Raw genomic sequence first — 17,975 nt, forward strand, 5'->3', positions numbered from 1 at the left:
GACCAGGCAACAGTAGCCCCTCCAACGACGATCTGTACTTTTCCTCAGAAATTGCCTATAACTACTGGCAGAGGCCCTGTGTATTGTCCAGCGACGCCTCTGGCGGTGAGCTGGGGCTCGGTTATGAGGTGGCGGGCGAGTCCTGGCTGAACGTGTTCTGCCAACGGCCATCTTGTTGGAGCTTGGTCGGGGTGACGAACACCGGACCGCAGGTGATGGCGACTAGATTTTCTGCCTGCAAGTCGGATTCGGTTGTCGCGATCACCGTGTGGACGGCGTTCTCGTTCAGGCCGAGGACCGCCAAGACGAACTCGTCCCCGCTTCAGCACAGGAGCATGTTGCGGCAGCGGAGGCTGCGGCTGATGGTGTCGGCGTCCCGTGCCAGCACGAGTAGATGTTCGTAAGGACACTCGGGGCGCGCCCTGCCAGGGTCACCGATCCTCGGGTCGGCGGCGTCGAATCGTCGCAGCTACCAACGCGCGGATGGAGCGAACACACCGGCCGGGTCGACCGCGTGTCGGGCCGCCTCCAGTCGCTCCGATTCGGTTGTGCTCCATCCTGCCCGCACCAGATCCATCGACCCTGTGCCTGCGAGATTGAGAAATGCGCGGTCGGCGGAATCAGCCGTGAAACGCGAGAGGAGTTCGTCGAGCACGCCTGGTAGGTCCGCTGCGATGGCCGGCTCAGCAACCCCGATCAGATACAGGCAGAACGCGGCCGAACGTCCGCCCACCGAGCCGGGGGACCGCGGCGACCGATCCAAGGCCCCGCCCATCAATCGCAATTCCACTGTGGCGACGGGCAGGTCGGCGGCGGACAGGACCGCGTCGATTGTTTTTTCGGTCATCGTCGACAACAGCAATCCGCGCTCGATCACCGGCAACGGTTCGACCGGGTCCATGTGAATCGAGGCCAACGCGGTCATCGGCATGGTGGCCACCGTGTCGATGATGGGTTCGGCGATCGAGCGCATCGGCGCGAGCAGTTCTTGGCCGCGTTCGGCGGATCCGACGTGGGCGTACCGCAGGTGTAGGACGGTGCGGCCACGAAGCTCTACCGCGAGGGCGGGGTCCGGCGGCAAATGCAGGAGCGCGATCGATGTCGAGACGGATTCCGGCACAGCCTGTACCCAGGTCCGCCATGCGTGAAGAACGGTGGGCGCGTCCTCGAGATCGAAGAACATGCCACCGCCGAACACGGCGTGCATCGGCAGCAGATCGATCACCATTTCGGTCACGATGCCGAACCCGCCGCCGCCCCCGCCCCGCAGTGCCCAGAACAACTCTCCGTCCGTGTGCTCGTCGATCATGGTCACACGACCGTCGGCAGTGACGATCTGGAACGAGCGCACCAGGTCGGCGGCGAATCCGATGGTTCGACCCAGCGGGCTCAGCCCACCGCCGAGGGTGTACCCGACAGCTCCCGCAGCGGTGGATGACCCGGACGGTGCGCCGAGATCGAACACCGCGGCGGCGTCGAGTACTTGCTGCCACCGGACACCGGCGCCGACGGTCGCAGTGCGTGCACCGGCATCGATGTGTACGTCGCTCAACCGTCGGGTGGAGATCATGATCGACGTATCGTGCGTCGCGCGGGCACCGTGGCCGGTGGCTTTGACGGCCACCCCGTAACCGGCGGCTGCTGCGACTCGAACCGCCGCAGCAACGTCGTCGGCATCGGCGGCGACGACCACCGCGGCCGGTGAATGAGACACGGCGACATTGAATCCGGCCACCTCGCCGTCGTATTCCGCGGAACCCGGGCCCCACACCGACCCCCGTGTGGCGCGATCCAACAGGTCGGTTATCGAGGTCGTCTCGGCGGATGTCATGTGTTCCTTATGGTCGTGTGCAGGCTGTGGTTTCGTTCGTCCTCTTTTGTTGTACCGCAACGTGTTCGACAGGTGCGACCGGTCGACAGTGGGCGGTGACTGCTCCTCGGGAGATGCGGTCGGTGCACTTACGAGGGCGGGGAACATGCCGTCGAGTCGCGCCACACAGCCCCTCACCAGCACAGACTCGAGGCCCACCGTTGCGTCGGGGGACGGCAGTCCGCGGCCAGACCCACCTGGACTGCGATTCGGAGGTTCGATGGAGACACAAGGAAAAGCGACGGGTTCGTAAGCAGACACCGTCAGCCGCGCGGCGGCCATCGAAAGTCCGAATGTCGGTGGACCGAAAGATCGATGCCGCGATGGGATTTTTATCGGGATGCGCAGAGCTGTACCGATCGTCGAACAACGCACCCGCACATTGCGAGAACAGGACACGATTATGACGACACATCTCTGGCCCGATGGCGCACGAATGGCGGTCACCGTCTCGATGCAGTTCGAGGCAGGTGGACAACCGATCAGCGGTGCCGGCGGACCCATCACCGAGCCGATACTGTCCGGATACCCCGACCTGGGGCAGAACAGCTTCTACGAATACGGTGCCCGCGAAGGCGTGCCCAGAATCCTGGACCTGCTGGACAAGCACTCGATACCGATGACGTCGTTCATGATCGGCGATGCGGTGCGGCGCCACCCGAAGATCGCGGCCGAGATCGTGGCCCGCGGGCACGAGGCGGGCGCACACGGGCGGCGATGGGAGCGGCAGTACCAACTTTCCCGCGACGAGGAAGCTGCATGGATTGCGGACAGCGTCACCGCAATCGAAGAGGTCACCGGAACGCGGCCCACCGGGTACAACAACTACTGGATCCGGCCCGGTGTGAACACCTTGGAAGTACTGCAGGAGAGGGGTTTTCGGTATCACATCGATGATCTGTCCGCGGACGAGCCGTTCCTGCAACGGATCAACGGTGAGCCGTTTGCGACGGTGCCGTACTCGGTACACCTCAACGACATCGCCAGCTTCGACTTCCCCGGCTTTTCCCCGGCCGATTACGAGCAGCAACTGGTCGACGAGTTCGACCAGCTCTATGCCGAAGGCGCGCATCGGCGCACGATGATGGTCATCGGCCTCCACGACCGACTCTCGGGCCACGCCTCGCGCGTGCGGGTACTCGACCGAGTCTTCACCCGTCTTCGCGAGCGCGGCGACGTCTGGTGGGCGCGCAAGGACCAGATCGCGCAATGGACGCTCGATCACTCGGACACCGCGACCTGGGTCGACCGCGATCCGGCACCGATCAGCGGGCTCCCCGGCCGCAGCCACTGACCACCGACAGCAAGGACTTCCCACATGGACAACGGACAACGCGTCCTGCACGATGCCTACCGCAACCGTGGCACCGCATTCACCACCGAACAACGCCGCGCGCTTGGGTTGACCGGTCGGCTCCCCGCATCCGTCGAAACTATCGACGAGCAGGCCGCACGCTCGTACCGGCAACTGACATCCCAACCGGACGATCTCGCAAAGTATGTGTACCTCAATGCATTACACGATCGGAACGAGATCGTGTACTTCCGCCTTCTCACGGACCACCTCGCCGAGTTGCTACCCGTGGTCTACGACCCGACCATCGGCGACGCCATCGAACAGTGGAGCCACGAGTACCGGAGATCGCGTGCGCTGTATCTTTCCATCGACCGCGTCGACGACGTCCGCGCGTCGTTCCAGACACTGGGCCTGGGCCCAGACGATGTCGACCTCATCGTGTGTTCCGATGCCGAGGAGATCTTGGGTATCGGCGACTGGGGCGTCAACGGCACCGATATCGCGGTCGGCAAACTCGCCATCTACACCGCCGCTGCGGGCATCGATCCCGCCCGTGTCATTGCCGTCAATCTCGATGTGGGAACGGACAACCGAGCGTTGCTGGACGACCCCGCCTACCTCGGCAACCGGCACGAACGAGTCCGCGGCAAGAAGTACGACGAGCTGATCGAGACGTACCTCGACGTCGCAAGCGAGTTGTTCCCGAACGCCTTGCTGCATTTCGAGGATTTCGGACCGTCGAATGCCCGGCGGATCCTGACCGAGCACGGTGAGAAGTACCGGATCTTCAACGACGACATGCAGGGCACCGGTGCCATTGTCATGGCCGCCGTGATGTCCGGCATGAAGGTCACCGGCCAGAATTTCGCCGACCAACGGCTCGTCGTGTTCGGCGCGGGTACCGCGGGAACGGGTATGGCCGATCAGATTTCGGCGGCCATGGTCGCCGACGGCCTGACGCCCGAGCAGGCGCGATCACGGATGTGGTTGATCGACATCAACGGGCTGATCACCGACGACATGACCGCGCTTCCCGACTACCAGCAGCCCTATGCGAGGCCGGCCGGGGAGATGTCCGACGGCGGCGCCGCGATGGACCTGTTGTCCGTCGTCGAAGCGGTGCGCCCCACCATCCTCATCGGAACCTCCACCGTCGCAGGGGCGTTTACCGAGGAGGTGGTCCGTGCCCTGTGCGCGGGGGTGAAGCGCCCAATCCTGCTCCCTCTGTCCAACCCGACGAGTCGCATCGAGGTGTCGTCGCGCGATGCCGTCGTGTGGTCCGACGGTGCTGCGCTGGTGGCGACCGGGATTCCGGCCGATCCGGTGGAACACGGCGGCGTCACCTACCAGATCGGGCAGGGCAACAACGCCCTGCTCTATCCCGGACTCGGCTTGGGAATCATCGTCTCCGGTGCGTCGCGGGTCACCGACGCAATGCTCCTCGCGGCCGCGAACGCCGTGGCCGGACAGGTCGATGTCAGTGCGGCAGGTGCCTCGCTGCTCCCGCCGGTAGAGGACCTGCGCGCGTCGTCGGCGATCGTCGCTGCCGCTGTGGCCCGCGCCGCAGCCGAGGAGGGCGTGGCGACGAAGACCCACCACGACGTCGAAGCTGCTGTGCACGAGGCGATGTGGATTCCCGAGTACGGACCGTTCGATGTCGAGAACTACCGCGAGGCCGGCCGGTGAGCAACCACGGTGAGCCGTCGATTCCCACGATGTCGGATGTGCCCATCGGGATCGATACAACGGGTACGCGCAGCGAGAGCGATTCGATGGGCAGTATCGAGGTGCCTGCCGACAAGTATTGGGGTGCGCAGACGCAACGGTCGTTGCAGCATTTCTCTATCGGAGACGACCGCATGCCGAAGGCGGTCTATCACGCGTACGGGCACGTCAAGAAGGCGGCAGCGATCGTCAACGGAGAAGCCGGCCGATTGGAGACGTGGCGACGCGACCTTATCGTGAGTGTGACCGACGAGGTGATCGACGGGCGCCTCGACGAACATTTTCCGCTGTTCGTGTGGCAGACCGGTTCGGGCACCCAATCCAACATGAACGTCAACGAGGTCATCGGCAACAGGTGCATTCAGCTCACCGGCGGGGAACTGGGATCGAAGACGCCGATTCACCCCAACGACCACGTCAACATGGGGCAGTCCAGTAACGACACTTTCCCCACCGCGATGCATATCGCGACTGTCGCGATCATCACCGATCGCCTGCTGCCAGGAGCGAATTCGTTGCTCCGGGCGTTGCAAGAGAAGGCGCATGCGTGGCGCGGGGTGATCAAGATCGGACGAACGCACCTCGAGGACGCCGTCCCGCTCACAGTCGGCCAGGAATGGTCCGGGTACGCAGCGCAACTGCAACAGGCACTCGACCGCGTGGACGCCGGCGTGAGGGGACTGTATTCCCTCGCGATCGGCGGCACCGCAGTCGGAACTGGGATGAACGCACCCGACGGGTTCGGCGCAGATGTCGCCGCGCAGATCGCCGCGCAGACCGGTCGCCCGTATGTGTCGGCGGACAACAAGTTCGCCGCTCTCGGTGGGCTCGACGCGATGGTCGCAGCGAGCGCGGCACTGCGCTCGTTGGCCGTGGTGCTGATGAAGATCGCCAATGACATCCGGTGGTCGGCCTCGGGGCCGCGAGCCGGACTCGGCGAACTGATCTTGCCCGCCAACGAGCCCGGCAGTTCCATCATGCCCGGCAAGGTGAACCCCACTCAGTGCGAGGCAATGGTGATGGTGTGCATTCAGGTGATCGCCGACGACACCGCCGTGGCGTTCGCCGGTTCGCAAGGCAACTTCGAGCTCAACGCGATGCGCCCGATCATCATCGACAACGTGCTCCATTCGGCCACGATTCTCGGCGACATGTGCGCGAAGTTTACCGAATATTGCGTCAGTGGAATCGAATTGAACCGCGACACGATCGCGGGGTACGTCGACCGGTCGCTGATGCTCGTCACCGCACTCTCGCCCGTGATCGGGTACGAGAAGGCGGCCGCCATAGCGCACCGGGCTTTGGCCGACGACAGCACACTGCGCGACGCGGCCCTGGCCATCGGATTCGTCGACGGCGACGAATTCGACCGGATCGTCGACCCGGCAAAAATGATTGGTATCGATATTTCCGATAGCAGCAAGTGAAAGCATCGATTGTTCGACGGTCAATTTCTTGCTTCACTGAATTGAAACGCACACCCAACGAAAGGATCACCCAATGCGCGTACTTCTGGTCAGTGGAGCCTCGGGAATCGGACGGTCGATCGCGTCGGCTGTTCTCGATCGCGGCGGCGAGGTCATCCTCGCTGGGCGAGACAGTGAATCACTCGATGCTGCAGTCTCGGAGCTGGGTCCGGGGGCGAGTGCGGTGACGATCGATCTCGGGGACGAGTCATCCATTGCGCTAGCTGCCACGTCGGTCGGCGCGGTGGACCACGTCGTCAGTCTCGCAGCAGATCACGCGAACGGGCCCATCACGGAACTGGACGCGGGTGCCATACGAAATGCGTTCGACGCCAAAGTGATCGGGCCGATCCTGTTGGCCAAGCACTTCTCGCCGCAGGTTCGCGAGGGAGGTTCGTTCCTGTTCTTCTCCGGCGTCGCCGCCTGGAAACCTGCGCCCGGCCTGTCGGTAATGGCGACGACGAACGGGGCGGTGGCGTTCCTGACCGAGGCGCTCGCGGTCGAACTTGCACCCGTCCGCGTCAACGCCCTGTCACCCGGGATCGTGGATTCGGGGGCCTGGGACTCGATGGGACAGGAGAAGGACGCACTGTTCGCGGATACGGCGCGCACCAACCCCGCCCGCAGAGTCGGTCGACCGTCCGACATCGCCGCCGCTGCACTGTCTTTGCTGACGAACACCTTCGTCACCGGCGTCACCCTGCACGTCGACGGGGGAGGGCGGTTGGCATGAAACTCCTCACGGCAATGGCTGCACTGGTGGTCGTGACGCTGCCAATGGTGGCGTGTTCCACCGGCGCCATGACCACCGATCAGCCTCTGGTGGATTCTGCGGCCGACCTGGTCGCGCCGGGCACAGTGAACGTCGGCGACGCACCGGTCACGGACCGAACCCGCGAGGTCGTTCGTATCGCGCAGACGCTGTACACGTTCTGGAACACCGGCAACACCGCGTACCTCGACCGAGCAGTGGACCCCGGCTTCGTCGACAACACTCTGCCGCCGGGACGCCCGCAGGGCCCGGCCGGACCCGTCGCGGCGTCGGACACGTTCCGCGCTGCGGTTCCCGACCTGACGTGCGAGCTCGCCGATCTGTACGTCACCGGCGACACCTTCACCGCACGGTTGATCTTCCGGGGTCATTTCACCGGCACGTACGACGGTCGCACCGGAACCGGACAAACGATCGACTTCGGTGCGATCGACATCCAGCACGTCGGCGATGCTCGCATCGACGCAGACTGGCACCTCGAAGACAACCTCACCTTCCTCCAACAAGCTGAACTCGTCGCGGTCGGCTGACCGAATCGAGCCCGCCACCATCGCACAACAATTCTCGCGAAAGGAATTGACACACATGAACATCGACCCGAGGATCAGAATGGCCGCAGGCATCGTCATGGCTGCGATCTCGTATGTCGTCGCCGTCACGAACTTCATCGACGGAGACATCCGGTCCGGCGTGATCCTGACGCTGATCGGCATCTTCTTCAGCACAGTGCTCGTGCAGACGACATCCCGCTACCTGAAGAGGGATTCCAACTAGAGGCGCCGAACTATCGACGTCGCATACCCTCGACCGATGCCGACCCTGCGAGCCCTCGAATGCTTCGTCGCCGTCGTGGACGCCGGTTCCGTCACCGCGGGGGCAGCGCAGTTGCATCTCTCGCAACCGGCATTGTCTCACCAGCTGGCGTCGTTGGAAACCGAAATCGGCACCCCGCTGCTGGAACGGCTCCCGCGCGGGGTGCGGCCGACCCCGACCGGTCGCGCGTTGCTCGACGATGCGCGAGCCACACTGTCGGCTGCCGACCGCATCGTGCAGACCGGACGAGCGTTGGCGGAGGGACGTCAAGGCCGACTGCGACTGGCGTGCGCCGAAAGCATGACCGTCCCACTCCTCGCGCCCACGCTACGAAAATGGACGAGAAAGTACCCCCACATCGGACTGGATCTGACCGAGTTCACCAGTGCGGACGCGATGGCGGACGCACTCTCGAACGGCGACATCGACCTCGCAGTCGGTCCGGCCTCGACGCAGTTCACCGGCGTGACCCACGAGATCGGAACGGAAGACGTCGTCGCGGTGATCCCGGAGGGGCTCGATCTCGCCGACAAGCCTGCTATCCGATGGACCGATCTGGCAGGCAGACCGATCGTGCACTACCACTCGTCGAACGGTCTACGCGGGTGGTTCGATTCCGTCGCGACAGCCCACGGCGTCGAGCTCGATGCTGTCACCCGTACCCGAAACGCCACTACGGCAGCTCAACTCGCCCACGCAGGCCTCGGAATCGCCCTCGTTCCGACCACCGCACTGCCCGCGCGGTTCGCCGGCATCGTCATCCCGCTGCGGCCACCGCTGCAACGATCGGTCGTCGTGATGGTCGGAACGCAGACAGACGCACTGACCCGCCGGTTCGTCGACGACCTGGTGGCGCGGGGAATGGGAGCGCGGCGCAGCTGACCTTGCGCCCGCCGATGTCTCCTTGGCCGGCGCCGAGTACTCATCGGACATCCGCGGGGTGTGCTCGTGGCCATGCGGTGGGCGCGTAGTGCCGTGCATCGATGTGGTGGCATCCGAGAGCTGGCGGTCGCGTTCGCTCGCCGTCAGGTCCGCCCGATGACGTTCGTCGTTCACCGGTTCATGGATGCCGAGAATAATTTACCTGCGTGGACGATGATGCAGCCCGGTGAGACTGCAACGGATCCGGTGCTGCTCGAAACGCAGGAGAGATTGGCGGCGTGTACGTATTCGATGGCGCATGCGGAGACCGGGGAACTGGTACCGGCCTGTGCAGCACTCGGGTCTGGATCCGGGGGAGAATCAGGAACTGCGAAAGCTGCTTCCGCTACTCGTGACGGGTTCGAAGACCACCGGGTGCTGTAGGTGACGCCCGCACCAGTTAGCTAGGCAGCGCAGTCAGGAGTTGACAGGTGAGTCTTGACTGAACTTGTTCTGCCAACGGCCATCTCGTTGGAGCCAGAGCGAGCTGATGAACATCGCCTCGCCCACGCTGCGATGGGGCCGCTGGTAGTCGGCGCGATAGCAGAGCATCACCGCATCCCCAGAACCTCGATCAGTTTCGCTTCCGAGATCGAGTAGGACGCGATGCTGGGCCCGTCGGCTAGTTGGTTTACGTGGTCTGCCCGATTGGCGAAACCGGTGGGATACACCCCGACGAAGTCGGCAGACAGTAGTTCGAGATCGGCGTCTGCGTCGCCGTTGGCCAGCGCGTCCCAGACGCGAGACTCGAGATTGATGAAAAACTGAATTTCTTCACGCATCGGATCGATGATGCCTCATCGAAGGACGATCGAGTCAATTCGTGTAGTCATTCCGGAAGCGGTCAGCCGCTGTCGACCACCGTCGAACTTGTCACGACCCCGAGCGCAGCCGACTGACAGCTAGTGGTGGCAAAAGAGCGGGTGCACTCTGGTACACCTATCGAGACCGAGGCGGTCGGCTGTGTTGTGTACCGTCCTGGCATGGCCAAGTTCCCCAAAGTTCGAGAGCAACACATAGCCGTCTTCGGCGAGGCCGGGTCGGGCAAGACCGTTCTGGTTTCGTCGTTCTTCGGCCCGACCCAGGAGGGGTCCTACAAGAACGATCTCTGGGATCTCGTCGCTGATGACGTCGGCCAAGGGGTTCGGCTCTACAAGAATTACCTCGGCATGAAGAAAAAAGCGTCTGCGCCGATAACCAACCGCTTCAAGAGCACGACCTACTATTTCTCGGTCAAACTCAAAGGCGGAGAGAACGACGCAGCCAAGAAGAGGCCATTCGACGTCCTCCGGCTCGCGTGGCACGACTACCCGGGCGAATGGTTCGAGGAGGAGCCGGGCAGCGCGGCAGAACAAGACCGGCGTACCGACACCTTCCGTTCTCTACTTCGATCTGACGTCGCTATTCTGTTGGTGGACGGGCAGAAACTGCTCGATCACCGCGGCGAAGAACAGCTGTATCTCAAGTCGCTGATGTTCAACTTCCGTCAAGGGCTTCTGCGACTCAAGAACGACCTGCTCGAGGACGGGCCCATCGTCGAGTTCCCCCGAATCTGGATCTTGGCCCTGTCGAAAGCTGATTTATTGCCGGACTGGGACGTCGACACATTTCGCGACATGGTCATCCTCGAGGCAGCCGAAGACGTCGAACACCTTCGATCAACCATCGTCGAGCTAATTGAGACTCCGGCAGCCTTATCGATCGGTGAAGACTTCATGCTGCTCTCCTCCGCCAAGTTCGAGCTGAAGTCCGATGATCCGCAGCCGGTCGACATCGACCTGACGAAACGGGTCGGTCTCGATCTCATCCTCCCGGTGGCGTCTCTTCTTCCGCTGGAACGTCGCGTGCAGTGGCAGCAGAAGCTCAATATCCCGTACAAAGTGCTCGAATCGCTCGCCGACGGCACCGAGTTGCTGGCGGCCGGCCTAGCCGATAAGAAATTCGGGCCGATCGAGAAAATGTTGGCCAAAGCGGGCACGGCGGGCAAGGTCGCGGCCATGGCGCTGCCGATCTTGGCAGAAGCAGTCAAGTTGGTAGGACCGAAACTCGAGGAAATGAATAAGCAGGCGCGGGCGAAGCACGACTACCTGAGAGCGACTCTGACGCAGTTCAAGCTTGATCTCGAGCAGGGCGTCGACGACAAAGTGATCAGGAACCCGAAGTGAGTAGCAATCCCGCGCATTCAGCGAGCTTGATCTGGGCCACTCGGGGTCGGACCTGGGGCTTTCGCTTTCTTCTCGATGCCGGACTGAGCGATCCGCTCCCGGTCTACGAACGGGCTTTCGAAGACCTCTCAGACGCTCCGACCGCGTGGCGCCGCCTAAACGGGCAAGTCGCGCTACGCATTCCAGATCCTCTCGGGCGTCGCGATTCAGCACGTCGCGTAATACCCCACGAGTTCGTCATCTTCGGCGACCTCGCTGCTGCTGTCGACTCCGTGGAGGACGGTCTAGACGAAGTGTGGCCGTTGGTGTCTGATATGTACGCGAGCATTTGGGAATCCCCCAACCCATCGGACGGCTGACGGCCTAATATCCGACCCATCACGCGACTGAGACCCTGCACACGGCGTGCGAGGACCCCCAGCTCACCAAACTCGGAGCGATGGCCCCGACCCCTCCCACCTGCCGTCGATTTTCGTTGATCCCGCCCATGAGTCGCCAGACCGTCAGGCTGTTCGGACGCGTGTAGGCAGTCGCGGTATCTGAATGCTGCTTTCGTCGACCGTCGAATCTTCTAAGACGCGGCCTGAAGCTTTCGATAGACGGCAGGAAGAAGTTCGCCCAGCAGTTTCTGCGCAAGGTCGCTGTTGTTCAGTATTTGCGTGGATAGATCCGTCGACGAGTCCATCGCACCGATTACCGCGTTCATGAACACGATATCGAGATCTGGACTGGCAGAGAACTGGGCCAGGCTGTTGTTCTTCGCTTGCTGGCGTAGGGTCTCGGACTCCTCCAGGCGGTCCTGAAGATGCGACACGACGCTCCGAACACTCGACTCCGGATGATCCCCGGAAAACAGGTCGTTGATCTTCGAGATGACCTCCTTGAGCGCGACCATCTCCGGATCCTTGACAGTTCCCGTTCCTGCGTCCTTCGCTGGCTCCAGCGGAACACCGGCTATCAGTTCACCGTTCTGCTGAGCTTGCTGGTGGTGACCGAGGTAATCGATGGTCACTGCGGAGAGGTCGATGGGAATCTGAGCCTTCCCACCCGCCAACTGCGGAATGAGCAATTTCAGGTAGATGGCTAGCTTCTCAAGCCACGGGTTCTCGTAGTCGAAGAGCTGCGAGAGAAACTCGTACTGGCGAACGTACGTGCCGGCGTCTTTGCGGAACATCGTCAACTCGTCCATCGACACCTTGTCGGACGCGTCGACCGCCTCCTGCATTCGCACGCTGTACCGCTGTGCGGCAGGCGCGATCCACTTTTCGAGCGCGCTGTTGCCCTTCTTCGCCAGGTAGTCGACGACCAGTCCGTCGACCTCGGACGCTTCGTAGATACCGATCACGGCGAGCTTACGTTCGGTGTCGTGCACGATGTTCGGATCGGTGAGGCCGGCGAGGGTGGTCACCTCGTAATACGGGGCGAACGACTCGACGACGTCGGACACCTCGTTCGCGAAGTCCAACACGAATGTCTGATCCTTCAGAGGCGCGAAGGTGCGATTTAGACGCGAGAGCGTCTGCACGGCCTGGACTCCGCCGAGCTTCTTGTCGACGTACATCGCCACCAGCTTGGGCTGATCGAATCCGGTCTGGAACTTGTTGGCCACCAGCATCACTTGGAACTCGTCCGTCGCGAACGCGTCCCGCAGATCGCGACCTTTCAAGCCCGGGTTCATCGTGGTTTCGGTGAATGGCTCGTCGGAGCCAGATTCGGGATCGTTCACCTCGCCCGAGAACGCTACGAGGGCAGCGACGTTGGTGTACTTGTGCTCGGCGACGTACTTGTCGAACGCCAGCTTGTAGCGGACGGCCGCCCTGCGTGAGCTGGTGACCACCATTGCCTTTGCCTGACCGTCGAGACGCCACGCGACGTTCTCCCGGAAGTGCTCGATGATGATCGCGACCTTCTGCGCGATGTTGGTCGGGTGCAGCTTCACCCAGTTCATCACCGATTTCACCGCAACGGACCGATCCACCAGATCAGCATCGCTACCGTCGGTGGTGACGGCAATGGTGCCGTCGCTCTTGTCGTCATTGGTGTAGCTGATACCGTTGTGCGCCAACCGGAATGCCGTCTTGTATGGGGTGTAATTGCGCAGCACGTCGAGAATGAATCCCTCGTCGATGGCCTGCTGCATCGAGTACAGATGAAACGGATGCGGCAACCCGTCCGCCCCCGGTGTACCGAACGCCTGCAGCGTTGTTCTTTTCGGCGTGGCAGTGAAGGCGAAAAACGAAATGTTTGTCGTCGACGCCCGCGCCTTCGTCTCGGCCAGCAGGACGTCCTCGGTGGAAACGGTTGCGCCGTCGGCGACCTCGGCCAACTCTTTCTCCGAGAGCACTTCCTTGATCTTGTTCGACGCCCCGCCGGTCTGCGAGGAGTGCGCTTCGTCGGCAATGATCGCGAAGTTTCTGGTGCGGAGTGATTCCTTGTTCTCGATAACGTCGAGAGCAAAGGGGAACGTCTGGATGGTGACGATGATGATGTGAGTTCGCGCCTCCAACGCCTCGGCGAGTTCCGAGGACTTGGAGCCCGACAGCCCGTCGATGTGCGCGACGACGCCGGTGGTGCGGTTGATCTGCTGAATCGCCTCCTGTAGCTGCGCATCGAGGACGGTGCGGTCGGTTATGACGATCACCGACGAGAACACTTTCTGGTCGGCATCGTCGTACAGACTCGCCAGGCGTTGAGCGAGCCAAGATATGGAGTTGGTCTTGCCCGACCCGGCCGAGTGCTGAATCAGGTAAGCGTGCCCCGGACCATCGGTGCGTGCCGCGTCGACAAGGCGCGTGACGGCTTCCCACTGATGGAACCGTGGGAACAGCAACGTTTCCTTGCGGGTCTTCGCATTGGTGATCGTATCCCGTTTTTCGGTGACCTCGAGGTGCATGAACCGGTCGAGGATTTCGAGCCAGGTGTCACGCTGAAGGATTGTCTCCCACAGGTACGACGAGGCGGATCCGTTCGGGTTCGGAGGGTTTCCGGCGTGGTGGTTGTTGCCGCGGTTGAAGGGGAGGAACACCGTGCCTGGGCCCGCGAGGCGGGTGGTCATGTGCACTTCCTTGTTGGACACGGCGAAATGCACCAGTGCTCGTGTCGCAAAGGTCAGCAGTGGTTCACCCTTGGGGAGGCGGTCCTTCTTGTATTGCTCTATCGCGTGGGCCACCGACTGAGTGAAGTCGGTCTTCAGTTCGGCTGTGGCGACAGGAATCCCGTTGACGAAGAACACCAGGTCGATCGACTGGCTCGGCTTCGTCATCGAGTAATGGACCTGCCTCATCACTCGCAACCGAACGTTGCCGTACCTCTCGGAGGTGGTGGCGTTGAGACCGGAGTTCGGCTTAAACTGGCACATCTGAAAGTGCGCATTGAAGTCGCTGAACCCGCGTCGCAGGACGGCAAGGGTACCGCCGTCCGCTTTCAGGTCTGCCGACAGGGACTTCGCAAGCCGTTGCAGCAGAACAACTTTCGCCTTGTCCTGCGTTTCGACTGTCGCGTCGGGCTTGATCCGCTTTGCCCACGCTTCTGGCTGCGTCTGCTTCAACCACGCGAAAACGTCGTCAGGGAAGAGGGCCAACTCGCGGTCGTATCCGGTGTCGTCTTGCGAGTACAGCCACCCGTGCACAGCGAGGTACTCACAGATCTCTTTCTCAAGACTGACTTCATGGTGCTGCGGCATGTCAGGCCACCCCTCGTACGTCGATCTTGCCGGTCACAGCATCGGTAATGAGGGCGGAGCGGTATTCACGAAGGGTGGCGATCATCCTGAGCGATTCAGCCATTACCGCGTCGATTCTCTCGCACCGAGCGTCGAGGAAAGCTGCGATTGCGCGTTGTTCCTGCACACTGGGTGTTGGCACACGCAATGCCCTTAGCTTGTCCTGATTGATGTTTGGCTGTCCGCCGCCGGAGGCAAGGACCAGCAGATGCTCACGTGCTGCAAGCAGCATATAGAACATAAACTTAACATTGGCGTGCTTAGCTCCAGCGAAGACACAGCAAGCCTGGTTGGTGCAAGCTGGGGCTGAAAGTATTCCTAGTCGCCCGATAGTTGCACCGTACATGGCGATAACTAGTGAACCAGGCTCGTAGACCCGAAGTGCGCTGTAATCTATGAGCGCGCTTGTCGAGACTTTCGACGCGGTGTCGTCGATGTACCCCTCACGCAGTTCGCCGGTCGTGACCCAGTTCGTAACACCTTCGTAGTAGCCGGAATTTTTGCTATCAGGGGTCGTCCCACTGGATATTACGCGAAATAACCATGACATTCGATTGATATTCCAATGCTTGGGAGAAAAGTCGATCCATTCAACGCTGGATTCCGTCATTAGCGCCTCCCGGTCGAGGCCCTCCGTGACCGCGCTGAAGATAGTCGCCGCTCGATCCTCGCGAAGGGTTTCAACAAGCTGTTGCTGCTTGGCGATCAACACATCGATCTTGGCCGTCTCGCGATCAAGAAAGTCGCAAATCGCGATTTGGTCACTCTGCGGCGGAAGCGGGAAGCGAATTGACAAGATCTCACCGGACGATAGATGCTTCACGGTCGTCGCGTACTGTGTCTCATTGATGAATTCAAGGTGAGGAGGGAGGTTGTAAAAGACCCATCTGATGTCAACCCCATCCCTGGGTCGTAACGCGCACATTCGTTGGTTCAATGCGGCTTCTCCGCGGGTCCAAATCATCGCGTTGAAGTCGCCGTCCATTCCGATTACAAGATCTCCGGTTCGCAGCTGAGCACCCAGAGGGATAGGTCCAGGCACGAAAGTCTCAAATTTCTCCGCCGACATATCCCGAATACGAACCAGCGGGATATCGCCGCCACTATTAAACAATGCGCTGTCGAATGGATATCCGTTGAAAAGCTCGACCATCTCGCGCACTCGACCCTCGTTCCAGCTCACGCGCCCACCTGACCGAGCATTTCCTGGATCTCGCCGACCAACACCCTCAGATCCTTTTGGATCTCCTCTAAAGGGCGGGGCGGGATATACCGATAGAAGTGGCGGGTGAATGGAATTTCGTACCCCACTTTTGTCTTGTCATGGTCGATCCAGGCGTCGGGTACGTGAGGCCGCACCTCGCGTGAGAAGTACTCATCGACGTCCTCGCTGAGGGGAACGTTCTCGTTGTCCCGAAGCGACGAATCCGACTCCGGCTTGCCTTTCAGCATGATGGCATCCGCATCGGGATCGTGCTGACCAACCGTGGCCCAGATTGCCTTGACCACTACGGCAGCAGGTTTCGCCAAACCGACATCCTTCAGTGCGGACTTCAAGTCGGTGACGAACTGGTCGCGGTTGGACCACGACTGCCCGACGAGCCCCGTCACCGCCTCGCGCACACAATCCTGATCGGCGACTGCGAGCGCCGCGATCGGCTTCGCTGCGAGCACCTGATCGATGGTCTCGTCGTGGACGTGAAAGCTCAGCTGCAAAGGCCGCTCGACGGTGACAGTCCGGTAGCCGAAGTCGCTGTTGTCGAACACCTTCGACAACGAGGGCTCGTCCGTGCCCTCGTCGTTACGGAACTCGTCGTACAACTGGCAGATGGTCGTGATGTCATCGTCGCGCAGCATCTTGCGCTTGGATCCCAACGATTTTCGCATCTTGCCGAACATGTCGACCGCGTTGATGAGCTGGATCTTGCCCTGGCGCCCTTCAACCTTCTTGTTGTCGAGGATCCAGATGTAGGTCGAGATGCCAGTGTTGTAGAACATGTCCGTCGGGAGGGCAATGATGGCGTCGAGCAGATCGTTCTCGATGATCCACTGGCGAATATTGGACTCGCCGGACCCGGCGCCGCCGGTGAACAGCGGTGAGCCGTTCAGCACGATGGCCAGGCGTGAGCCCTTGTCGTCGGGGCTGCGGACCGGCCTCATCTTCTTGATCAGATGCAGCAAGAACAGCAGCGAACCGTCCGAGACGCGGGGCAGACCGGGGCCGAAGCGGCCGGCGTGTCCGCGCTGCTGGTGCTCGTCGGTGACCTTCTTCTGCTGCGTCTTCCACTCGACGCCAAACGGCGGGTTGGAGAGCAGGAAGTCGAAATGCTCGCCTGGAAAACCGTCGTCGTCGAGTGTGTCCCCAAGGTAGATGTTGTCCACCTGCTGGCCCTTGATGATCATGTCGGACTTGCACATCGCATAGGAGCGGGGATTGATCTCCTGCCCGTACAGCACGGGTTTTGCCTGAGCATTCATCTCTACGAGGTGGTCGTACGCCACCGACAACATCCCGCCGGTACCCGCGGCGGGGTCGTAAATGGTCCGCACGACGCCGGGCGCGGTCAGCTCAAGGTCCTTGTCGGCGTACAGCAGGTCGACCATCAGAGCGATGACTTCACGCGGAGTGAAGTGGTCACCCGCCTGAGCGTTGTTCGACTCCGCGAACTTCCGGATCAGTTCCTCGAAGATGTAGCCCATGTCGTGACCGGTCACTCGGTCCGGGTGCAGATCGACATTCGCGAACTGCTGCACGATCAGGAACAGCCTGTCCTTCTTGTCCAGGTCCGCGATCAAGGCCGGGAGACCGTAGCCGGTGAACACGTCGCGGATGTTCGCGGAGAAGCCCTCGATGTAGTCCATCAGGTTGTCGGCTAGTCCGGTTGGGTCGGCAGCGAGTTTGCCGAAATCCCACACGGAGGTGTTGAAGAAGGGCAGTTTGAACTTCGATTTTAGGAGCACGAACGGGTCGATTCCGAGACCGTTGGTCTTCGTGTACTCAGCAATCACCTCGTCCTTAGTGGGCGCGAGGATCGCGTCGAGTCGACGCAGGATAGTGAACGGCAAAATGACGTCGCCGTACTGATTGGGCTGGTAGGGACCGCGAAGCAAGTTCGCGATGCTCCAGATCAGGCTGGCGTTGGTGGTGCTGGCGGACATAAGTTCGATTTCTTTCTGTTGAGCGTTGATAATGAACGTACTGGTTCGATCGGACATTTCGGGGGA

13 protein-coding genes are annotated in these 17,975 nt (G+C 61.7%); 8 read left to right on the forward strand and 5 right to left on the reverse strand.

Annotated elements, in window-relative coordinates; genetic code table 11:
- Nucleotides 1–469 precede the first annotated feature (469 nt).
- A complete protein-coding gene (locus CH266_RS21565) occupies nt 470–1,831 on the reverse strand; it encodes an FAD-binding oxidoreductase (protein WP_176457168.1) in 1,362 nt (453 codons plus the stop codon).
- Nucleotides 1,832–2,273: 442 nt separating this feature from the next.
- Here CH266_RS21565 and CH266_RS21570 point away from each other — a divergent pair, with 442 nt between their 5' ends.
- The 7 genes from CH266_RS21570 (at nt 2,274) to CH266_RS21600 (ending at nt 8,825) form a co-directional block, all read left to right on the forward strand.
- Nucleotides 2,274–3,164, forward strand: coding sequence for a polysaccharide deacetylase family protein (locus CH266_RS21570; protein ID WP_176457169.1), 891 nt, complete (start codon nt 2,274–2,276; stop codon nt 3,162–3,164).
- 24 nt (nt 3,165–3,188) lie between these two features.
- Nucleotides 3,189–4,853, forward strand: coding sequence for an NAD-dependent malic enzyme (locus CH266_RS21575; RefSeq protein WP_094716154.1), 1,665 nt, complete (start codon nt 3,189–3,191; stop codon nt 4,851–4,853).
- Entirely contained in the window at nt 4,850–6,319 is a 1,470-nt protein-coding gene (gene fumC, locus CH266_RS21580; RefSeq protein WP_255175989.1) for a class II fumarate hydratase, read from the forward strand. Before CH266_RS21575 ends, fumC begins: the two co-directional genes overlap by 4 nt.
- A 73-nt stretch (nt 6,320–6,392) precedes the next feature.
- Nucleotides 6,393–7,091 (forward strand): SDR family oxidoreductase, encoded by a 699-nt coding sequence (locus CH266_RS21585; protein WP_094716155.1) that lies wholly within the window; start codon nt 6,393–6,395, stop codon nt 7,089–7,091.
- Nucleotides 7,088–7,660: an ester cyclase gene (locus CH266_RS21590; protein ID WP_094716156.1), complete on the forward strand. Its 573-nt coding sequence runs from the start codon at nt 7,088–7,090 to the stop codon at nt 7,658–7,660. Before CH266_RS21585 ends, CH266_RS21590 begins: the two co-directional genes overlap by 4 nt.
- Nucleotides 7,661–7,715: 55 nt before the next feature.
- Nucleotides 7,716–7,904, forward strand: coding sequence for a hypothetical protein (locus CH266_RS21595; RefSeq protein ID WP_057477222.1), 189 nt, complete (start codon nt 7,716–7,718; stop codon nt 7,902–7,904).
- 36 nt (nt 7,905–7,940) lie between these two features.
- Nucleotides 7,941–8,825: a LysR family transcriptional regulator gene (locus tag CH266_RS21600; protein WP_094716157.1), complete on the forward strand. Its 885-nt coding sequence runs from the start codon at nt 7,941–7,943 to the stop codon at nt 8,823–8,825.
- A gap of 590 nt (nt 8,826–9,415) precedes the next feature.
- On the opposite strand, the gene CH266_RS25660 is transcribed toward CH266_RS21600, so the two are convergent.
- Nucleotides 9,416–9,646, reverse strand: coding sequence for a nuclear transport factor 2 family protein (locus CH266_RS25660; protein WP_217901017.1), 231 nt, complete (start codon nt 9,644–9,646; stop codon nt 9,416–9,418).
- A gap of 201 nt (nt 9,647–9,847) precedes the next feature.
- Between CH266_RS25660 and CH266_RS21615 the strand changes: the two genes are divergently transcribed.
- A complete protein-coding gene (locus tag CH266_RS21615; RefSeq protein ID WP_094716158.1) occupies nt 9,848–11,029 on the forward strand; it encodes a TRAFAC clade GTPase domain-containing protein in 1,182 nt (393 codons plus the stop codon).
- Between the two features lie 571 nt (nt 11,030–11,600).
- On the opposite strand, the gene CH266_RS21625 is transcribed toward CH266_RS21615, so the two are convergent.
- The 3 genes from CH266_RS21625 to CH266_RS21635 are packed head-to-tail and all read right to left on the reverse strand — an operon-like array spanning nt 11,601 to nt 17,909.
- Complete coding sequence (locus CH266_RS21625) at nt 11,601–14,711, reverse strand: type I restriction endonuclease subunit R (protein ID WP_094716160.1); 3,111 nt, start codon at nt 14,709–14,711, stop codon at nt 11,601–11,603.
- Between the two features lies 1 nt (nt 14,712).
- The gene (locus CH266_RS21630) at nt 14,713–15,933 is read right to left on the reverse strand and encodes a restriction endonuclease subunit S (protein ID WP_094716161.1); all 1,221 of its coding nucleotides are present in this window, start codon (nt 15,931–15,933) and stop codon (nt 14,713–14,715) included.
- Nucleotides 15,930–17,909: a type I restriction-modification system subunit M gene (locus CH266_RS21635; RefSeq protein WP_094716195.1), complete on the reverse strand. Its 1,980-nt coding sequence runs from the start codon at nt 17,907–17,909 to the stop codon at nt 15,930–15,932. The genes CH266_RS21630 and CH266_RS21635 overlap by 4 nt, the downstream gene beginning before the upstream one ends.
- Nucleotides 17,910–17,975 lie beyond the last annotated feature (66 nt).

The sequence above is a fragment of the Rhodococcus sp. 06-1474-1B genome (genome assembly GCF_002258885.1).
In the GTDB taxonomy this organism is placed as follows: domain Bacteria; phylum Actinomycetota; class Actinomycetes; order Mycobacteriales; family Mycobacteriaceae; genus Rhodococcoides; species Rhodococcoides fascians.

Bases quoted from the DNA above. Each gene is read 5' to 3' on its own strand.
- CH266_RS21625 (WP_094716160.1), bottom strand. From the start codon at position 14,711: ATGCCGCAGCACCATGAAGTCAGTCTTGAGAAAGAGATCTGTGAGTAC.
- CH266_RS21565 (WP_176457168.1), bottom strand. From the start codon at position 1,831: ATGACATCCGCCGAGACGACCTCGATAACCGACCTGTTGGATCGCGCC.
- CH266_RS21575 (WP_094716154.1), top strand. From the start codon at position 3,189: ATGGACAACGGACAACGCGTCCTGCACGATGCCTACCGCAACCGTGGC.
- CH266_RS21635 (WP_094716195.1), bottom strand. From the start codon at position 17,909: ATGTCCGCCAGCACCACCAACGCCAGCCTGATCTGGAGCATCGCGAAC.
- CH266_RS21590 (WP_094716156.1), top strand. From the start codon at position 7,088: ATGAAACTCCTCACGGCAATGGCTGCACTGGTGGTCGTGACGCTGCCA.
- CH266_RS21570 (WP_176457169.1), top strand. From the start codon at position 2,274: ATGACGACACATCTCTGGCCCGATGGCGCACGAATGGCGGTCACCGTC.
- CH266_RS25660 (WP_217901017.1), bottom strand. From the start codon at position 9,646: ATGCGTGAAGAAATTCAGTTTTTCATCAATCTCGAGTCTCGCGTCTGG.
- CH266_RS21615 (WP_094716158.1), top strand. From the start codon at position 9,848: ATGGCCAAGTTCCCCAAAGTTCGAGAGCAACACATAGCCGTCTTCGGC.
- CH266_RS21585 (WP_094716155.1), top strand. From the start codon at position 6,393: ATGCGCGTACTTCTGGTCAGTGGAGCCTCGGGAATCGGACGGTCGATC.
- CH266_RS21595 (WP_057477222.1), top strand. From the start codon at position 7,716: ATGAACATCGACCCGAGGATCAGAATGGCCGCAGGCATCGTCATGGCT.
- CH266_RS21600 (WP_094716157.1), top strand. From the start codon at position 7,941: ATGCCGACCCTGCGAGCCCTCGAATGCTTCGTCGCCGTCGTGGACGCC.